Genomic DNA, 18,109 nt, shown 5'->3' with positions numbered 1-18,109 from the left:
GATGAGATCAGGACATCCTAGGGAGGAGACAGAACACAGCAAACATCTTAAAAACAGCTGGATTGCTCCATATGCAGCACAGTACCGCTGGCGGTTTATCGGTGCGATTGCGCTGGGTACGTGTGCGGCTCTCTGTGCGGTCATGCTTCTTTTTACCTCCGGATATCTGATCTCCAAGTCTGCGCTGCGTCCTGAGAACATTTTAATGGTGTACGTTCCGATTGTTGGCGTACGTGCCTTTGGTATCTTTCGCGCTGTATTTCGATATGCAGAGCGCCTGGCAGGACATGATGCTGTTCTGCGTGTGCTGGCAGATCAGCGGGTGAAGCTGTATCGTATTTTAGAGCCGCAGGCCCTGTTTTTGCGTTCGCGTATGCAGACCGGAGATGTACTTGGCGCGCTTGCCGATGATGTCGAACGTCTGCAGGATATCTATCTGCGCACCGTATTTCCGGCGGTTACTGCGCTTGTGATCTATGGCGCGGCCGTGCTGGCTTTTGGCAGTATTGATCCGATGTTTGCGATGTGGATGGCGCTGTACATGTTATTTATTGCTGCGGTCCTTCCGGCAATTTCTTTGAAATTAACCTGGGCATGGCGTATACAGCTCAAAAAAGAAAACAGCAGCTTGTATACCCGTCTGACCGACGGGGTGCTTGGGCTTGGGGACTGGATTGCCAGCGGCAGAGCGGCAGCTTTTGTGCAGTGGCAGGAAGAGGATGAGGAACAAGCAGACCGGATTCGCCGCAGATTAAGGCGCTGGAGCCGCTGGCGGGATTTCATCGCCCAATGTGTCATTGGGCTGATGGTTGTTTCGGTAACCATCTGGGCAGGACAAGCGGCATCTGCTGCCCAGCTGCCTGCGGTGATGATTGCGGCGTTTGTGCTGGTTCTGTTTCCGCTAACAGAATCACTGCTGCCTGTAAATGACGCACTCGGGCATGTGCCGGACTACCGTGAATCCTTGGATCGGCTGAACCGACTGGAAGGGCCGGAGGAGATGGCGAAATCCAACTCCAAGGAAACAGCATCCTCACTGACAAACAGCATGGATAGAAGCAAGGGTGAGAACAAGGACGGGGACGACCATTGGGGAGGATTGAAGAAGTCTCAGAGAACTGCTCTTCATTCTGAACAGCGAGCTGATTCGGTTGGTGGACAGCGGAATGATGAGACAGCTGCAGCGCATGGACGGATTCGGCTGCGAATTCCGCCGAAGCTGCGTGCAGATATAGTAATCGAGCAGGTGAGCTATCGTTATGAAGCAGAGGGAGAGTATGCCATTCGGGATATCTCGCTGCATCTGCCTCAAGGTAAGCGCGTGGCCATCCTCGGGTGCAGCGGCGGTGGCAAATCCACGCTGTTGAAGCTCATACAGGGTGCGCTGTCTCCTTCATCCGGTAAGGTGCTGATTAATGAGCTGCCGGTGGAAATGCTTGGCGAGAGTGTAACTGAAGTGGTTGCGGTGCTTAATCAGAGCCCGCATCTCTTCGATACCACGGTTGCGGGGAATCTGCGCATTGGCCGTCCAGATGCGACGGATGAGGAGATTCAGCAGGCAGCTGCGCAGGTCGGTCTCGCTGATCTGATCGAATCTTTACCGCAGGGGTATCATACCCCGATGCTGGAGACGGGATTGCGCTTCTCTGGCGGAGAACGTCAACGGATTGCACTAGCACGTGTGCTGCTGCGGAAGACCCCTGTTGTCATTTTTGACGAGCCGACGGTAGGGCTTGATCCCGTAACAGAACGCGCACTGATGCGCACCATGCTGGACAGCCTGCAGGGCAAAACATTGATCTGGGTCACCCATCACCTGATTGGTGCGGAGAAGATGGACGAAATTGTGTTTGTGGAAAACGGAAACATCGTCATGCAGGGTTCTCACGAACAGCTGCTGGCTCGGGAAGAGCGATACCGTCGGCTCCTTGAACTGGATCGGCCCGGATGGCTGGATCGGCAGCGAAATGCACCGCTGCCGCCCGCCGCTTCGAAATAGTCGGCGGCTCCGAAGGGGCCTGCCTATCCGTAAGGCGACCCGGTGCGCTTATTAGAGCTGACAAAAAAATCCCGAAGTTAACCGCTAATCATATATGATTTATGGGCAAAAAGACGAAGCAGGACTGCTTCGTCTTTTTGGTATTCGCGGCAGCTTTTTGCAGCTCGCTAAAACTCTCTATCTGCCCATGCAGCGCTCATCAAGTGGTGACGGTCATGCACTTCTCACCCATATACCGAAAATTATGCACTACCTGTCTAAGTACTGACTAGTGTCAATGGACAGGGTACTTGCTTTCGTTAGGAGTATGAAGGATAGACAAATACAGTCTATCGACCTGTATGGTCGGCTGAGCATCGTTACCTTGAATAAATCTGGGCTAACGATCTCAGATGACGCTATTTGGTGCATTTTAGCCCTTTTCAAAACCTAACGATTCTGAGAAACGTTATTTTGCACGTTTTAATCCGAAAAAGACCTTAAATCAGCCTTTTTGGTTCAAATAACGTTCCTGGTAATCGTTAGAATATTTAATAAGCCGGAATCCGCTAAATAAGGCTTCCGGGAATCGTTAGACTACCTAGAGAGCGTTAGACTACCTAGAGAGCGTTAGACTGCCTGGAGAGCATTTGATTACTGGTAATCGTTAGCTGTGAGGAAGAGGAAGGAGACGGGGCAGTTGGCGCCAATCCGCCCTTCCCTTCCCCGCTTACTAACTCATCCTCTTCTTCCTCCGTAGAACTGCCTCACTTACTGATACGCCAGCAAAGTGCCGCAGGATCGGCGCAGCACCAGCTCCGGCTCTACTTTGATACAGCGGTTGTCCATCTGTTTATTCATCAGGTCAAACAAAATCATGGCAGCAAGACGCCCGATTTTGTCGGTGTCCTGCTTCACAGTGGTCAGCGGCGGGTCGCTGTAGCGGCAGGCTTCGATGTCGTCGCATCCTGCAACAGCGATATCCTCCGGAACACGCAGTCCAGCCTCTTTAAAGGCACGTACTGCTCCAAATGCAAGCAAATCCGTAGCAGCGAATACAGCACGCGGCAGAACATCTGCTGTCAGCAGCTGTTTGGCTGCTTCGTACCCGTCAGCAGCAGCATAATCTTTACTGTATACCATCCATTCAGGTCTCTCTTCGAGACTAAACTGCTTTAGTGATTGCTGGAAAGCCTTCTCCCGCTGCTGCATTACGAGAGAGGCACGCTGGAGCCCGATAAACCCGAGTTCCCGATATCCGTTCATGTAAAACTGTTCTACCACTTTGGTCGAAATTTTTTCGTTATCAGACATAATGTAACAGGAGTTCTGTCCTGTCAGCTCGATATCTATCCCTATGCACGGGATGGGACTGGAATCAAGATCGGATACACTGCTCTCCACCTCATCACCCGCGATAATAATACAGCCATCTACTTGAAAATATTTGGACCGTGCCAGGTAATCTTCCCCCTGATCAAGGAACTTCTCGTTGGAAAAGAAGAGCAGATCATAGCCTAACAGGCCAATCTGTTTTTTGAAGGCATTAATGACCTCTACAAAGAAAGGGTGGCTGAAATCTACATTCAGTTTTCCCGCAAATACAACACCAACCAGATTGGATTTTTTGGTCGCGAGCGTTTTGGCTGAAGAGGAAGGGCGATAACCAGTCTCCTCCATAATTTTAAGCACGCGTTGGCGTGTCTCTTCACCGATGTCAGGGTAGTTGTTAATGATTTTGGACACCGTTGCAACAGACACGCCGGCTAAACGAGCTATCGTTTTGATATTCATATATATACATCCCTCAAGTTCTAAACTAGTTTCGTAGATTTCGGCTCTGTCTTTTTTACGCTTTCCTGCCAACATTCTATGTCACAACTACCAGAGAGTCAATAACGGAAGGGGGGATAATCAAGGTGATTATGATATGTATAGATATATTTCAATCTTTTAATCTGCAATACTACGAAAATGATAAGCTATTTTAGTGAAATTACACCATTTTTACGAGAATTTCAAGTGTGGTTTGATAGGGAAATAGAATAAGCAAACATGGAAAATTACAGCTGCTGGTTATTTGGTTTCGTAAATTGCACTTGAATTCTTCTTCAGTATACCTTCAAATTTCCTTTTGTGATGCGGTTTTCGCCTAATAAATTGTAAAAATTCAAATAAACTATTTACAAATTTATCAGGTGAAGTCATAATGAGGGTGTGATTAACGAAACTGATTTCGTAAATTGACAAATCAATCTGGAATGGTTGGGGGAAAGCGATATGAAGAGAAAGATTTTATCTATTACACTTGTAACCGCTTTACTGTTTGTGCTTGCAGCCTGCGGCAGTGCTTCCAAAGACTCGGATGGGAAAGCATCTACAGATGGAAGCAAAAAAGTGACGTTGAAGATCATTCATTGGCAGCAGGAGAATATCAACAACTACATCAAAGAATTCAATACAAAATTTGAAGCAAAGTACCCGGATGTGAAGGTTGAGTACACGACAGTTCCAGCGGATGCAACTTACGATCAATTGATGCAGACGCGCATGAATGCGGGTACTACAGGCGATGTAGATATCATCCCGCTCAAGTCCAGCTTTGTTGGTGCTCCTCAGGACTGGTCTAAGGGCGCGGCTGATCCGATGTGGAAGCAGTGGATTGATGCAGGGCTGATCAGTGATCTGTCAGGCCAGGCCTTTATCAAAAATTATAATGAAGTTGATGTGCAGAACGCGATGACGTACAACGACAAAGTGTACGGTGTCAATATGGGTAAAGTGGCATTTACGGGCCTGTTCTATAATAAAGACCTTTTCGCCAAATATAATCTGCAGGTACCTGCAACGTGGGATGAACTGCAGAATGTGATCAAAGTATTTAAAGACAACGGCGTAGAAGCACTCGGCTTTGCAGGTAAAGATGTTTGGCCGATCGGCCTTGCGGTGCAGGGACTTCAAGCCTCGATTCATGACGACCAGCTGAGCTACATCAAAGGTCTGTGGACAGGACAAACCAAGCTGACTGATCCGGTACAGATTGAAGTACTGCAGAAAGCTCAAACGCTGATGAACAGTGCAATGCCTGGTTTCATGGGAATTGATTATGGAACACTGCCAAGTCTGTTTGCCACAGGTAAGGTGGCGATGATTGCTGACGGTACGTGGGATGCAACGACGATTCAAGCGGCTAACCCTGAACTGAAATTTGGTTATTTCCCGATTCCGGGCAGCAATGATGCGGCAAAGAACAAGGATTTAGCTGGTAAATACGATATGACCTGGATGGTTGTAGATAAGTCACCGAACAAGGATTATGCAATGAAATGGCTTGAAATGCTGTCAGAGAAAGATAACTACACGGATTTTGTCAATGCAGCCGGATTCCTTCCGACACAGCCTGATGTCGAGATCAAGAGCGAATTCATCAAGGACATTCAGCCATATCTCGAGAACTTTAAGCTTTCATGGGATCAGCTGTTCATTAACCGTCAGAACGTAGGACAGTACATTGCAGAGTCCAGCGTTCATGCTGAGATGCTCAAACCAGCCGGACCAATTGCAGCACCGGAGGAACTTGCGAGCAAATCACAAGCAGACTGGGATGCAGCTGCTCCGAAATAACAAGGAAGTCCTGCTTCTTGATGCAGCTGTAACATGAACCGGAATAGCGCTTGGGGTCGGAGCCTTCAGGCCAGCCCATATCAAGTAAAGCTGTTATTCCGGTTTTTTGTTTTACCCGATGAAAGGTGTGAGGACGATGTATCCGTTTGGAAAAGGGAAGGCACGGCTGATTCCTTATCTGTATTTGAGCATACCGCTGCTGCTTTATGTCGTGTTTGGCTTTGGCCCATCACTCGTGACTGTGTTGTTTTCGTTCACAGATGCAACAGGTGTGCGTGGACAGGAATGGAGCTTTGTTGGCTTCGAAAATTATAAAACTTTTTTTGGCGCATCCAATGCGGGGGATCGATTGGATGCAATTGGCCGATCTTTATATTTTGCGTTTGCTGTGGTCATCATCCAGAACGCAGTCGGCCTGTTCATGGCCATTCTGATTAACAAAAAGCTTCGCGGCGACAAGCTGTACCGTGCGGTATTCTTTTTGCCTGTTGTACTTGGTGTAACAGTCTCTGGACTGATCTGGCAGCTCGTAGCCAATCCGCTCGGCGGGCCGGCACAGTCCATTCTGAATTTCTTCGGCACCAGTTCCAACTTTTTCGGAGATTACAATATTGCCTTTGAGTTAATTATTTTCGTGCAGATCTGGATGTATATGGGGTACTCCATGACCATCTTCCTGGCAGGACTGCAGACCATTCCGAATGATTTGTACGAAGCGGGATATATGGATGGTGCATCGGGCTGGAAAGCTTTTACGAACATTACGTTCCCGATGATCGCTCCTTCTTTTACCGTGAACATGCTGCTGTCCATCATTGGCGCACTGCAGACCTTTGACATTATTTACGTCCTCACTGGCGGTAAATTTAATACAACAACACTGGCGTTTGATGTTTATGCAACAGCGTTTGGCACGGGTACAGCGGATTATGGTCTGGCTTCTGCGGTAGCGATGATTCAATTCCTGTTTGTATTTACGATTTCCATGGTTGCCTTGTTCTATCTTCGCAAAAGAGAGGTGGAGGTATAATGAAGCAGAGCAGAACGTCAAGAACGATCAGCTATATCATAGTGATGCTGATGCTTGCCCTGTACGTCTTCCCTCTGTTCTACCTGTTTAATGTGTCGATGAAAACACAGACGGAGTATTTGCTGAATCCCGTCGCGCTCACGGAAGGCATAAGGCTGGAGAACTTTGCCGAAGCATGGACGAAGGGCAGCTTCTCGCAGTACATGTGGAACAGTGTGCTTTATACCGGGATGTCTACACTGCTGACCTTGATTTTGTCCATATTTGCAGCTTTCCCGCTTGCTCGCAGGTACGTAAAATTCAGCACGCTGATCTATATTTTCTTTTTGATCTCTATGTATTTGCCGAATCCTCTGATTCCGCAGTTCTCTTTAATTAATCAACTGGGTCTGTATAATACCCAAACGGGTTACATTTTGCTGAAAACGACGGGCACGGGCATTGCGTTTCTGATGTTTGTCGGTTATATCAAGTCAGTATCCCGTGAACTGGATGAGGCGGCTGCCATGGATGGGTGCGGGTACACCCGGTATTTGTTTACCATCCTTGTTCCTTTGATGAAGCCGATCCTGGCAACAGGCATTATTCTCACAGCCATCGGGGTATGGAATGATATCATCGGTCCGACGATTTACTTATCTGATCCGAATTATCAGCCGGTGACCAAAGGGTTGTTTACCTTCTATGGGCAGTACATGAATAACTGGCCGCTGCTGGCCTGCGGTATTCTGATTGTGACGCTGCCGCTGGTTGTGCTGTACGTTGCACTGCAGCGTTTCATTGTCGGCGGAGCAATGGCAGGTGCCGTTAAATCCTAAGGTTTTGCACTTGGGAAAACGACCGACTCTGATTCGAGAGATATCCAACAATAAAGCCACCCTCATTAGAAGACATGAAGGTGGCTTTATTGCGTTTCTATTGCAGTAATCCGCGTACGTTCTGGTAAGTGATGCTTGATGAAGCTTGTTTTTCTACATATCCACTAACAACAAAATAATAGAGGAGAGACACAGACAGGTGCTGACCAGATAGAGCACGCCGACCACTTGTTTATGGTTTAAGCCTGCACGCAGAAGGCGATAATGAGCCTGACTTGCATCAGCCTGATAGATTGCTTTTCCCTGCAGGAAACGTTTGATCACGACAAAAATATTGTCGAAAATCGGTACGCCCAGCGCCAGAATCGGAATGAAAATGGACAGCATCGTTGCTTGTTTGAATGCACCGTCCAGTGCAATTACTGCCAGAATGAAACCAAGGAACGTAGCGCCTGCATCGCCCATAAATACTTTCGCCGGAGCCTTGTTGTATTTCAGATAACCGAGCGTGACCCCCACCAGTGTGATGGACATGAGCGCAGAATCGCTCTGGCCCTTCGTGATGGCTACGATAAACAAGGTAAGCGCCGAGATTGCAGATAAACCGCCAGCCAGTCCATCCATGCCGTCCGAGAAGTTAATCACGGTGGTTACGCCGAAAATCCAGAGGATCGTCAGAATGAACTGCAGCCAGATGGGCAGCATTACGTATTCTGCATTAAACGGATTTACAAAGCCGGTAAATGCAATGCCGGACGCAAAAACGAGCACCGCAGCCGAGACCTGAATGATCATTTTAGGCAGGGCGGGGAAATCTTTACCTTTGGTTTTGTACCAGTCATCAATCGTACCAATCGTCAGGAGCAGCATACCACCTGCAATCAGCGCAGTTGTTTCCCAAGTCAATTCTTTTGTCAGGGCAATGTATGTCAGGAAAAATCCAGTAAATATCGCGTAGCTCGCCGTCAGTGGAATCGGCTGTCTGTGCAGCTTACGCTCCACATCTTCCCGAGGCTTGTCCACAAAATCCAGTCGGTGTGCCAGTCGGCCCAGCGGCGGAATCAGCAGAACCACGACAGCAAAAGACAATATGAAAGCCAGTATGTAGATCATAAACTCGCTTGGTTCACTCCCATCATCCCATTTCCTCTTATTATACGAGTTCTACCCGAAATCTGTCGATGTCATTATTGTAACCTGGTGCACCGATCGTGATGCGTCAGACAACGTCTATTTACTCGTTTGAGGTAGGTAAGGGCTGAAATAATCAATCGCGTTCTCAGCATGATAGCCATCATCGCCCTGCCATGCTGCTGCAAAGACAAAGTCACCGGAACCGCCCTTGCGTTTCCTAGGCGTATCCCTTTCAACCAGTATGCCGGCTGCTGCCCAAATTTCCAATAGAGCATCTCGTTCCTGTTTACTGGAAGGCAGGCATTCTTTCCACCTTTTCTCCAGAGAGCGTGCGCTGTCATTCGGGTCTCCCGTCTGTGCGGATTCCAGCAGTTTGGCTAGGATCATTTGATCTTCCGCAGTTACTTCATATGGGCTAATATTACTGGCATCAGTGCTGCTGTTATCATTTTCATCCTGAAGCAGTAATTCCAGGTCCATCAGGCAGTAAAGCAGCCAGTTATGGCGGACGCCGCCCCACTTCATCCGTTCAAAATTCAATACATTCATATCGGTATGAACATAGTGCTCATCCGATTGTAAACGAAGGAAATTACAGTCCCCGCAGGCGCTTGTATTGGCATGCAGAGCTGGGCGTTCACCATAGGTATGCAGAGGCAATTTTCGTGTCAAAGCCCAGCTGGATAATGCGCTGCGCAGATAAACTTTTTTGGTAGATAGACTGTGTAGAAAGGCGGTAATGACTCGTTCTTTAAGTGCAGGGTTCTGATGCATCCTGTGCAGGCGCTGTACGACCTCGTCATGCGTAATGGTGAGTGGGTCAAACATGACTCCCTTACTTTTGGCGTATTCAAAATCATCACCCGAAAAAGGAGCATGGGGTGATTTCCAGCCGCCCCCTCCCCAGAATGTGTTTAATAGAATTTTGACTGCTTTTTTATCCATTAATCCGAGCCTCCTGTCTTATCTGATTCTGATTATTCATCGAGCAGCAATGCCGTGGAGTGGATGCAGCTGTTCTGGAAAGTTTTAGTAAGTTAGTAACGCAGCGGATGCCTTAAACGGTTGTGTCCAGAATCATCGCGACAAGGCCGGGAAAGCGTGCGTTCAGATCATCCTTTCGAAGTGAATAAAAGTGGTGTTTGCCTTCAATGCGCGGCTGGATTATACCGGCTTCGCGCAGCAATTTGATATGGTGGGACAACGTCGATTTGGAGATGTGGTCTACTTCGAAAGCCGAGCAGTTCTTTTCGCCCGAGCTGGCCAGACAATGTGCAATTTTCATGCGTATCGGGTCACCAAGTGCATTGCAGACCCTAGTCAGGTTCATCTCCGAAGCTGTGGGTATCGGTAAAGTTCTCATAATATAGACGTTAGCATATTCAACATCTCCTTTCAATGTTTGAAATATTTCGAAATGTATCTTGCAGTGCAGCGTGGAAGTGTGATAAAGTTCTTTTTGCATTAAATTGTTCGAAATAATTCGAATTGATAGAAACTCAATGCATAATATATATATTTTGAGACAGCACGAGAACTATAGGAGGTCATGAGATGACGAATACAGCAGCAGGAATTCACAACAGTAATAATAGTAATAACCAAGGTACAGAGTTGAGTCATCCAGACGTTCATTCAAACGGCAGCAGTGATGCCAATGGATTAAACACCAGCAGCACCAGTGCTGTAAATACGGCAGCAAGCATCACGATGTTAAATAACTATTTCCGTTTATTTGATGCTTCACGTACAGACAAGCGGGCTATGCAGGACTTGTTATCCTTGTTTACCCCGGATGCCGAGATTGTGTTAAATGGTACCAGTCATACTGGGTTTGAGGGCTTTATGAAGGCCTTTTATGATTACAACCAAGATATTAAACATATGTGGGATGCGTGGGTGCTTCAGCCAGATGGCAGTTACCAGACGAACTGGGCAGTGTGTGGACAAGCGGCAGATGGCACGGTGTATGCAAAGTCAGGCATAGATATTGCACGTGTGAATGAAGCGGGGCAGATCGTGTATCTGGAGAACGTGCAGACGGACGAGAATGCATTCAGCAAATATAATTCATAAGACTGAACCAATTAGCAGGACTGACTGAACAACTTCGTAAGACTTGCAAATTAACATGAATTAACGAATTCATAAGAGCAATCTTGCATGAGCAATATAATGGAGTGATGATTTGTCGCTCATCCCCGTTGTGTTACAAACTCCACAGCTTTAGGCTGTGGGGTTTATTTGTATCTTTGGAGAGAACGGACTGCGTATAACGGACATATTTTCTGAAAAAAAATGGAATGAAATAGGCTCTTCCCATCTCTAGGTTTGGGAAGAGCCTTCATTGAGGAGTGACATATGCATGCTGCGCTAACCAATGCTGCTTCATTTCATATTCCAGTGCAGCTGACCTTTACATGGTGGGAGGTTTCGAAGGGTTGGGGCGGCGCCTAACTTCTCAATCTTCTCGTTCCTGCATCAATCGGCTCTGGAATGCAGCAATATCGGCGTATTCTTCTTCAAATTTACGTGAGATGCGGATGAAAATAGGCAGCAGTTCGCGATACACGCGCACACTGTCCGGCTGCGGCTGATGGCGGTGTGTTGATCCAATCATGCCAGAGACGGCATGAAGGGAATCGATACGGCCAGTGGCATACAGGCCGAGCACGGCAGCGCCAAGACAGGAGCTTTCGATGCTTTCGGGGATGATCACATCCTGATCAAAGATGTCAGCCATCATCTGCCGCCACAGTTCGGAGCGGGCGAAGCCGCCGGTAGCTTGGATTTTTTTCGGACGGCCAATCTTCTCTTCAATCGCGAGCATCACTGTATACAGATTAAACAGTACACCTTCCAGTGCAGCGCGAATCATATGTTCCTTCTTATGATGCAGCGTCAGTCCAAAGAATGAGCCCCGTGCATTCGGGTTCCATAGCGGGGCACGCTCTCCTGTCATATACGGGTGAAACAGCAGTCCCTCCGAACCCGGCGGTACATTTTCGGCGACACGTGTGAGGACTTCATAGGGGTCAATGCCAAGACGTTTGGCCGTCTCCACCTCAGAGGCAGCAAACTCATCGCGAATCCAGCGAAAGATCACTCCGCCATTGTTCACCGGGCCGCCGATTACCCATTGGTCTTCGGTAAGCGCATAGCAGAAGAAACGCCCTTTGGGATCAGTCACCGGTTTATCTACGACCGTACGGATGGCGCCGCTGGTGCCGATGGTCACGGCAACGATCCCTGGATCAATGGCGTTCACGCCCAGATTAGAGAGCACGCCATCACTTGCACCAATGACAAACGGAGTTGACTCGGCAATGCCCATCGCTTTGGCATACTCGGGGTGGAGTCCCTCTTTTAAGACATGAGTCGTCGGCACAAGGGTGGACAGATGTTCTGGCGTAATGCCTGCGGCATGCAGTGCCTCTGCATCCCAGTCGAGCTTTTCCAGATTCATAAGCCCGGTAGCCGAAGCCATGGAATGGTCAATAACGAACGTAGAGAACAGCTTGTAGAATACATACTCCTTCATGGAGATGAATTTATGTGTTTGCCGAAACATGTCCGGCTCTTCCCGGGTGAGCCACATGATTTTGGTTAAGGGAGACATCGGATGAATCGGTGTGCCGGTTCGCAGGTAGATTTCATGTCCGTTCATCTCTGATTTGAGCGCTTCCGTCCATTCGGCGCTGCGATTATCTGCCCATGTCATCGCTCGCATCAGCGGTGTGCCATGAGCGTCTACAGGCAGGATGCTGTGCATCGCGGAACTGAATGAGACAAATAGGATGTCGTCCGGCTTCACCCCGGCTTTGGAAGTGGCCTGCTGTACAGATGCGATGACTGCCTGAAAAATATCCTCCGCATCCTGCTCTGCAATCGCAGGCGTTGGGGTATAGAGCGGATAGTCTGCACTGCCTTGCGCCACGATACTGCCGTCCTGCTTGAACAGTACAGCCTTGGTGGAGGTTGTACCGATATCTACACCGATCATATAAGGTGAAGCTGCCATGGTGATCATCCCTCTTTCTTGAAAATAAACCTTACGAAAGCTAATAGATGTGAACAGTGGAAGACAAAGGGTGCAGAAGATTTCCCCGGAAAGGCGTGCTGGAACCTGTTCTGAATCGCAGTGCGGGGTTCGGCTTCCTTACTTCGTTCTGTCTCCTTCGTGCACATTATGCTGCTCATTCAGGTTTATTTAACGTCTGGTTTTTCGTCTATAGATTAGAATATCAGACTTAAGGGATGGATCAAAATGAGAGCAGGTTAACAAGGCCAAGCAGCGCTCTGCTATCCTTAGTCCTTGACCGCACCTGCAGCAATGTCCGAGATAAATTGGCGGCTGATAAACAGGAACATGATGATCAGTGGAAGGACGGCGAGCAGTGTGCCTGCAATGACCATCGCATAGTCCGTATTATACAGTCCGTTTAATTGAGACAGCGCGATTTGGAGTGTGTATTTGCGTGCGTCCGTCAGTACGATTAAAGGCCACAGATAGTCGTTCCAGACTCCGATAAAAGTGAATGCACCAAGGAAAGCGAACGCAGGCCGCAGAATGGGCAGTGCTACGTTCCAATATAAGCGAAAGAAATTACAGCCGTCGATGCGCCCCGCATCCAGCAGATCGTTCGGAATGGATTCCGTCGCGTACTGCCTAATCCAGAAGATGCCGAAGGCGTTGACCATGCCCGGAATAATGAGGGCTTTGAAGGAACCCACCCAGCCGAACGCGGCTATCAGTACGAAGGAAGGGACCAGCGACAGCTGGGAAGGCACCATCATGGTGGCGAGCAGCAGGACGAAGAGCCATTTTTTACCGGGAAACTCAAACTTCGCAAACGCAAAACCTGCCAGTGAATCAAAGAACAACACGAGAATGGTCACTACACCTGACACAAAAAGAGTATTTAGAAAAGCTCCCCAGAAATCAATCTGCTGCAGTACTCGCGTAATATTGTTCCACAGCTCACCGCCGAACCAGAGCTGGGGTGGAAACTTGTAGATATCGGACGTGGTTCGTGTAGACATAACAATCAGCCAATAGAACGGGAACATGGATATGAGCATGCCACCGATCAGGCCGGTATACAGCACCAGCGACTTGAGATGTTTGGACGCCATGAGCTCTCCCCCCTTGTCACATCAGGATGATTTGCCTTGAACAAGCTTCCAGTTCACGATGGAGAACAGCGCGATGATCAGGAACATGCCCCAGCCAACGGCAGCGCCGTATCCGAAATAATTGTTAATGAAGGACTCGCGGTACAGATACAGCACAATCGTCATACCTGCCGCTCCCGATCCACCATCATTCCCCACCAGTACCTGAGGTTCGGTGAACAGCTGCATGCCGCCAATCGTAGATGTAATCACTGTGAACAGAATGACTGGACGCAGCATCGGAATCGTAATGCGGAAGAAGGACTGGACAGCAGATGCACCATCGATTTTGGCTGCTTCGTACAGTGTCTGCGGGATGCTCTGAAGTCCAGCCAGATAGATAATGGCGTTATATCCCGTCCATCGCCACACAACCATGGAGGAAATGGCCACTTTGATGCCCCATGGTGCATTCAGCCATTCGACCACCGGAAGACCGATCGACTGCAGCAAATAGTTAAGGAAGCCGTAATTGTTTGCAAAAAGTGCACCGAAGATGATCGCTACGGCCACAATGGACGTAACGTTAGGCAGAAAGTAACCAACCCGGAACAGGGTGCGGAACTTGACGAAGGGAGCATGCAGCAGGAACGCAATAATGAGTGCAAAGAAGAGCATCGGAATCGTCGAATAGATCCAGATCATAAACGTGTTACCGACTGCCTGCCAGAATTCAGCATCTGTAAGCATGTATTTGAAATTGTTCAAACCGTTATAGGTCATGACACCGATGCCATCCCATTTGTGGAAGGCCAGATAGAGCGAGAAGGCGATCGGGAACAGTCCGAACACGGCAAACAGAATGTAAAAAGGCGAGATGGCAGCATAGAGTGCACGATGCTCCCATATGCGGGCCCAGAGCGATTTTTGCCGATCCAGATCGGGATGGAACGGTCCGGAATCAGGCGACATGCGAGTTTCGGTGACAGCCATATGAATCCCTCCTTTACGGATAACGAAGCCACATCAGACGATAGCCAGTGAAGCTGACCAATAGAAGTGATAACCGTTGGAATCAAATTCAAGCCTTAACGCTGCAGCTCCCGCTCGACGCGGTGTACCGTATCCGACCAGACCTGCTGCGGATCGGCATTCTGTTTGGCTATATCGTTCAGCCGCCGCGTGATGATGTTGTGGACCGAGGGATATCGTTCGCCAAAAAAAGCATCCGGCACATGCTGTGCCGATTCGGCAAATACCGTCCCTGTCGCCTGCCCGCCGAAGAAAGTTTCCTTCTCCTTCAGAGCGGGTTTATCAAACACACCTGGAGCTGACGGGAACAGGTTGAGTGTCTGGTACTGCTCCAGTTGGTTCTCGGGACTTTGCAGCCAGCGAATCAATTCGAAAGCTTCCTTCGGATGCTTGCTCGATTTCAGAATAGAGAGAAAGGAGCCGCCGTTATTGCCGTCTCCTCCGGGAGCGCGGGTAACACGCCATTGGCCTGAAGTGTCCGGTGCGGCCTCCTGAAGAACCTGCTTCATCCAGACTGCTCCGACGAAGGAGGCGATCTCCCCGTTATTCATTGCTGCATTCCAGGCGGGTGTCCAGCCGTCAGCGTTAGCGAGCAGCCCTTTTTGCTTAAAAGCAACCGCTGTATCCCAGCTTGTGCGTACAGCAGGAGAATCCATGCCGATAAATGACCCATCCGGGCGGAAGTATCGTTCTGATGCTTGGGACAACACTTGACTGTAAACGCTTCCAATATTGTCGGTCAGAAAGACCTTTCCATCGAATTTCTCCTTGATTTTCTCTCCGGCAGCAGCATAAGCATCCCAGTTATCGATCTGGCGTGCAACTTCTTCAGGTTCGGATGGCAGGCCAGCCTCTTTGAAGAGGTCTGCACGATAGAAAAGAGCTGTCGGACCCGTGTCCATCGGGAATCCGATCATCTGTCCGTTTGGCGTCACGCCCTGCTTCCATTTCCACGGCAGATACTGATCCTCGACCTCTCCTGCGCCCAGATCGTACAGGTTATAGAAGCGATCCTCGCTCGGGAACAATTCCATGATCCAATCGTTGAGCGCCACAATATCAGGTTCGCCTGAACGTGCAGCAAGGGTGGTTTTGAGCTTCGCTTTGAAATCACCGCCAATCTTCTGGGCAGTCAATTCAATATTCGGGAACTTCTCCTTGGCCCTGGCAATGAGTTTGTCATCGATCGATCGGTTCCAATACCAGAGTGTGAGCGCTACCTTTTTGCTGGATGCTGCATCATCCTGTCCCGGCCAGACGGAGCATCCGCTGATAAGCAGGACACAGGCCATGATCATGGCTGTCCAGCAGGTTCTTTTCCGGCGGATCATGTGCATAACCCCCTCATCATTAAGTTTGAGGCAAGAAGTATCAAGGACTGCGGGTGGGCTTCATGGACTACACCAATAGTGTATGAGCAGTTTCTAAACTCATACCCAATATTCCTCGAATGAAACACAAGGAATGTGTCCATTGCGTAACATAAATTTAGTAGTTACTTTAAAAATAAAAGTTACTTGACACAATATATTTTTTATTCTAAACTAACTTACATTAAGTAACTAATTATAGTGAGGATTATATAGATACGTAATATTTTGCCGTATATCTGTGTTAATGGTTGCTGTATTGCTTGAACAAGTGATCCAAAATCGAAGCGGATGCGAATGCATTATATTATGACAAGTGATGACAATAAGATGGCTTAACAGGAGGAACGAACGATGATCAATTCACATATTATTCAACTGCTTGCCCCCAAAATCCAGACTTTTCCGAGTGGAAAAGAATTCATACACCTGGTAGGCCCGATTAAGCTGCCGGTCAATCTGGATGGCGAAACCAGAACATTCCAGTGGTACAGCTGGCTGAAGACGGACAAAGCGATGGACAGCGGGGAGCTGATCGCGTCTCTAGCAGATGCTGAACTGGCAGAACGCCAGCAATCCAGCGTGCTGGTGTATGGTGATTTTGCCGAGGCGCAGGAGGCTCTTATTCGTATGCACAGCATCTGCCACACGGGTGATATTTTTGGCAGCAAACGCTGTGACTGCGGCTTCCAACTGGAACAGTCCATGAAGATGATCGCAGCTCACGGCGCAGGTGCATTGTTCTATCTTGCAAATCACGAAGGACGAGGCATTGGCCTGTTCAGCAAAGCAATGGCTTACATTTTGCAGGAAGAAGGCCTGGATACGGTGGATGCGAACCTGCAGCTTGGGTTCACGGATGATGCGCGTAATTATGACGATGCCATTGCTGTACTGCGTGCACTTCGCTCGGCTCCGGTTACACTGATTACAAACAATCCGCGCAAGCTGGCAGCGCTGCAGGAAGCAGGGCTCAATGTGGGCGGACGTGTTCCGCTGTGGGGAGACCGTTCGGCTTATAACGAGAAGTATTTGCAGACGAAAGTGAATCGTTCCGGTCATTTGGCAGCAGGTGATGGCTGGGTACAGGATGAGGCACGAATCCCACACGCTCAGGCTTGAAGTAGGGTTCACAAGCGCTCACAGTCTTGATCTAGGGTTCGCAGGCTTTCGCAGGATGCAGTGATAAAGAGCAGTGCGTAGTGGTGTTGTGATCCTGCGCAGTACGCAGTATAGACCGGCTGTTACCGTACTTTGAATGAAAAGTGCAGTAGCAGTCTTTTTTATTTAAAGTGAGCAGGGTTCGCTCAATTCAGCCTCTTCCACCCGATTCGCCCGAGTCACCTGATTTGCTGCCAAATAACTTGCCGTTGATGTGTGACGAATTATACAATATAGTCATCTGAAGAGTGCAGGAGGAACGATAGTGGTATTTGAGGCACAGCGTATTTTGCCAGCTGCGAAGAGCATGAAGCAGTTTGAAGCGATAATCGAAGGCCCTTATACATACGGGGTCATGCTGGAGACGCATATTGCACAGCTGCAGAGCATGATGGAGCAGGCGAGGCGGTATGGGAAAAAGATTCTGCTGCATGCCGATTTGGTACAGGGTCTGAAAAATGATGAGTTTGCCGCAGAGTATCTGTGTCAGCATATCCGTCCGGCAGGACTGATTTCCACACGGGCCAGCGTGATCCAGAAAGCAAAACAAAAAGGCATCACAGCAATTCAGCGGGTGTTTCTGCTGGACACACACGCGCTTGAAAAGAGTTACCTGCTGCTGGCCAAAACACAGCCTGACTACATCGAGGTATTGCCGGGCGTCATTCCGCATATTATTGCGGAGGTATCGGAACGCACGGGCATTCCAATCATTGCAGGTGGACTGATTCGCACACCCGAAGAAGTGGAGCTTGCACTTGGGGTAGGAGCGGCGGCAGTGACGACGTCGAATGATGATTTGATTAAACATTTCAAGAAATCGCTTACAACATAACCCTACGCAGGA

The 18,109-nt window shown here is 48.8% G+C and carries 15 protein-coding genes; 7 read left to right on the top strand and 8 right to left on the bottom strand.

Features of this window, described 5'->3' with window-relative positions:
- Position 1 precedes the first annotated feature (1 nt).
- Positions 2-1,999 carry an amino acid ABC transporter ATP-binding/permease protein gene (locus MKY97_RS27310; protein ID WP_342553274.1) on the top strand — a complete coding sequence of 666 codons (1,998 nt, stop codon included), beginning with the start codon at positions 2-4 and terminating at the stop codon, positions 1,997-1,999.
- 750 nt (positions 2,000-2,749) lie between these two features.
- Here MKY97_RS27310 and MKY97_RS27305 read toward each other — a convergent pair.
- Positions 2,750-3,772, bottom strand: coding sequence for a LacI family DNA-binding transcriptional regulator (locus MKY97_RS27305; RefSeq protein ID WP_342553273.1), 1,023 nt, complete (start codon positions 3,770-3,772; stop codon positions 2,750-2,752).
- Between the two features lie 486 nt (positions 3,773-4,258).
- On the opposite strand from MKY97_RS27305, the gene MKY97_RS27300 reads away from it, so the two are divergent.
- From MKY97_RS27300 to MKY97_RS27290, 3 genes are all read left to right on the top strand, one after another.
- The gene (locus MKY97_RS27300) at positions 4,259-5,602 is read left to right on the top strand and encodes an extracellular solute-binding protein (RefSeq protein ID WP_342553272.1); all 1,344 of its coding nucleotides are present in this window, start codon (positions 4,259-4,261) and stop codon (positions 5,600-5,602) included.
- Between the two features lie 136 nt (positions 5,603-5,738).
- A complete protein-coding gene (locus MKY97_RS27295) occupies positions 5,739-6,632 on the top strand; it encodes a sugar ABC transporter permease (protein ID WP_342553271.1) in 894 nt (297 codons plus the stop codon).
- A complete protein-coding gene (locus MKY97_RS27290; protein ID WP_342553270.1) occupies positions 6,632-7,450 on the top strand; it encodes a carbohydrate ABC transporter permease in 819 nt (272 codons plus the stop codon). Before MKY97_RS27295 ends, MKY97_RS27290 begins: the two co-directional genes overlap by 1 nt.
- A 153-nt stretch (positions 7,451-7,603) precedes the next feature.
- Here MKY97_RS27290 and MKY97_RS27285 read toward each other — a convergent pair whose 3' ends face one another.
- The 3 genes from MKY97_RS27285 to MKY97_RS27275 all read right to left on the bottom strand — a co-directional run bounded on the left by MKY97_RS27285 (position 7,604) and on the right by MKY97_RS27275 (position 9,947).
- Positions 7,604-8,563, bottom strand: coding sequence for an MraY family glycosyltransferase (locus tag MKY97_RS27285; protein WP_342553269.1), 960 nt, complete (start codon positions 8,561-8,563; stop codon positions 7,604-7,606).
- Between the two features lie 117 nt (positions 8,564-8,680).
- The gene (locus MKY97_RS27280) at positions 8,681-9,529 is read right to left on the bottom strand and encodes a hypothetical protein (protein ID WP_342553268.1); all 849 of its coding nucleotides are present in this window, start codon (positions 9,527-9,529) and stop codon (positions 8,681-8,683) included.
- A 112-nt stretch (positions 9,530-9,641) separates the two neighbouring features.
- Positions 9,642-9,947 (bottom strand): metalloregulator ArsR/SmtB family transcription factor, encoded by a 306-nt coding sequence (locus MKY97_RS27275; protein ID WP_342553267.1) that lies wholly within the window; start codon positions 9,945-9,947, stop codon positions 9,642-9,644.
- Between the two features lie 191 nt (positions 9,948-10,138).
- On the opposite strand from MKY97_RS27275, the gene MKY97_RS27270 reads away from it, so the two are divergent.
- A complete protein-coding gene (locus MKY97_RS27270; RefSeq protein WP_342553266.1) occupies positions 10,139-10,660 on the top strand; it encodes a nuclear transport factor 2 family protein in 522 nt (173 codons plus the stop codon).
- A gap of 385 nt (positions 10,661-11,045) precedes the next feature.
- Here MKY97_RS27270 and gntK read toward each other — a convergent pair whose 3' ends face one another.
- The 4 genes from gntK to MKY97_RS27250 form a co-directional block, all read right to left on the bottom strand.
- A complete protein-coding gene (gene gntK, locus MKY97_RS27265; protein WP_342553265.1) occupies positions 11,046-12,605 on the bottom strand; it encodes a gluconokinase in 1,560 nt (519 codons plus the stop codon).
- A 287-nt stretch (positions 12,606-12,892) separates the two neighbouring features.
- A complete protein-coding gene (locus tag MKY97_RS27260; protein WP_342553264.1) occupies positions 12,893-13,720 on the bottom strand; it encodes a carbohydrate ABC transporter permease in 828 nt (275 codons plus the stop codon).
- Between the two features lie 21 nt (positions 13,721-13,741).
- Entirely contained in the window at positions 13,742-14,671 is a 930-nt protein-coding gene (locus MKY97_RS27255; protein WP_342556469.1) for a sugar ABC transporter permease, read from the bottom strand.
- 116 nt (positions 14,672-14,787) lie between these two features.
- The gene (locus MKY97_RS27250; RefSeq protein WP_342553263.1) at positions 14,788-16,062 is read right to left on the bottom strand and encodes an ABC transporter substrate-binding protein; all 1,275 of its coding nucleotides are present in this window, start codon (positions 16,060-16,062) and stop codon (positions 14,788-14,790) included.
- Positions 16,063-16,455: 393 nt separating this feature from the next.
- Between MKY97_RS27250 and MKY97_RS27245 the strand changes: the two genes are divergently transcribed.
- Positions 16,456-17,223 (top strand): GTP cyclohydrolase II, encoded by a 768-nt coding sequence (locus MKY97_RS27245; RefSeq protein WP_342553262.1) that lies wholly within the window; start codon positions 16,456-16,458, stop codon positions 17,221-17,223.
- 304 nt (positions 17,224-17,527) lie between these two features.
- Complete coding sequence (locus tag MKY97_RS27240; protein ID WP_342553261.1) at positions 17,528-18,097, top strand: glycerol-3-phosphate responsive antiterminator; 570 nt, start codon at positions 17,528-17,530, stop codon at positions 18,095-18,097.
- The last annotated feature ends 12 nt before the right edge of the window (positions 18,098-18,109 follow it).

The sequence above is a fragment of the Paenibacillus sp. FSL R7-0652 genome, from assembly GCF_038595045.1.
Lineage (GTDB): Bacteria > Bacillota > Bacilli > Paenibacillales > Paenibacillaceae > Paenibacillus.
The sequence above is the reverse complement of the archived record's forward strand: the minus strand, read 5'-3'. Positions and strand labels throughout refer to the sequence as shown.

Excerpts from the sequence above, each read along its gene's own strand:
- MKY97_RS27255 (WP_342556469.1), bottom strand. The coding sequence starts at position 14,671 with ATGTCGCCTGATTCCGGACCGTTCCATCCCGATCTGGATCGGCAAAAA.
- MKY97_RS27285 (WP_342553269.1), bottom strand. The coding sequence starts at position 8,563 with ATGATCTACATACTGGCTTTCATATTGTCTTTTGCTGTCGTGGTTCTG.
- gntK (WP_342553265.1), bottom strand. The coding sequence starts at position 12,605 with ATGGCAGCTTCACCTTATATGATCGGTGTAGATATCGGTACAACCTCC.
- MKY97_RS27260 (WP_342553264.1), bottom strand. The coding sequence starts at position 13,720 with ATGGCGTCCAAACATCTCAAGTCGCTGGTGCTGTATACCGGCCTGATC.
- MKY97_RS27295 (WP_342553271.1), top strand. The coding sequence starts at position 5,739 with ATGTATCCGTTTGGAAAAGGGAAGGCACGGCTGATTCCTTATCTGTAT.
- MKY97_RS27270 (WP_342553266.1), top strand. The coding sequence starts at position 10,139 with ATGACGAATACAGCAGCAGGAATTCACAACAGTAATAATAGTAATAAC.
- MKY97_RS27300 (WP_342553272.1), top strand. The coding sequence starts at position 4,259 with ATGAAGAGAAAGATTTTATCTATTACACTTGTAACCGCTTTACTGTTT.
- MKY97_RS27250 (WP_342553263.1), bottom strand. The coding sequence starts at position 16,062 with ATGATCCGCCGGAAAAGAACCTGCTGGACAGCCATGATCATGGCCTGT.
- MKY97_RS27245 (WP_342553262.1), top strand. The coding sequence starts at position 16,456 with ATGATCAATTCACATATTATTCAACTGCTTGCCCCCAAAATCCAGACT.
- MKY97_RS27310 (WP_342553274.1), top strand. The coding sequence starts at position 2 with ATGAGATCAGGACATCCTAGGGAGGAGACAGAACACAGCAAACATCTT.
- MKY97_RS27305 (WP_342553273.1), bottom strand. The coding sequence starts at position 3,772 with ATGAATATCAAAACGATAGCTCGTTTAGCCGGCGTGTCTGTTGCAACG.
- MKY97_RS27280 (WP_342553268.1), bottom strand. The coding sequence starts at position 9,529 with ATGGATAAAAAAGCAGTCAAAATTCTATTAAACACATTCTGGGGAGGG.
- MKY97_RS27290 (WP_342553270.1), top strand. The coding sequence starts at position 6,632 with ATGAAGCAGAGCAGAACGTCAAGAACGATCAGCTATATCATAGTGATG.
- MKY97_RS27275 (WP_342553267.1), bottom strand. The coding sequence starts at position 9,947 with ATGAGAACTTTACCGATACCCACAGCTTCGGAGATGAACCTGACTAGG.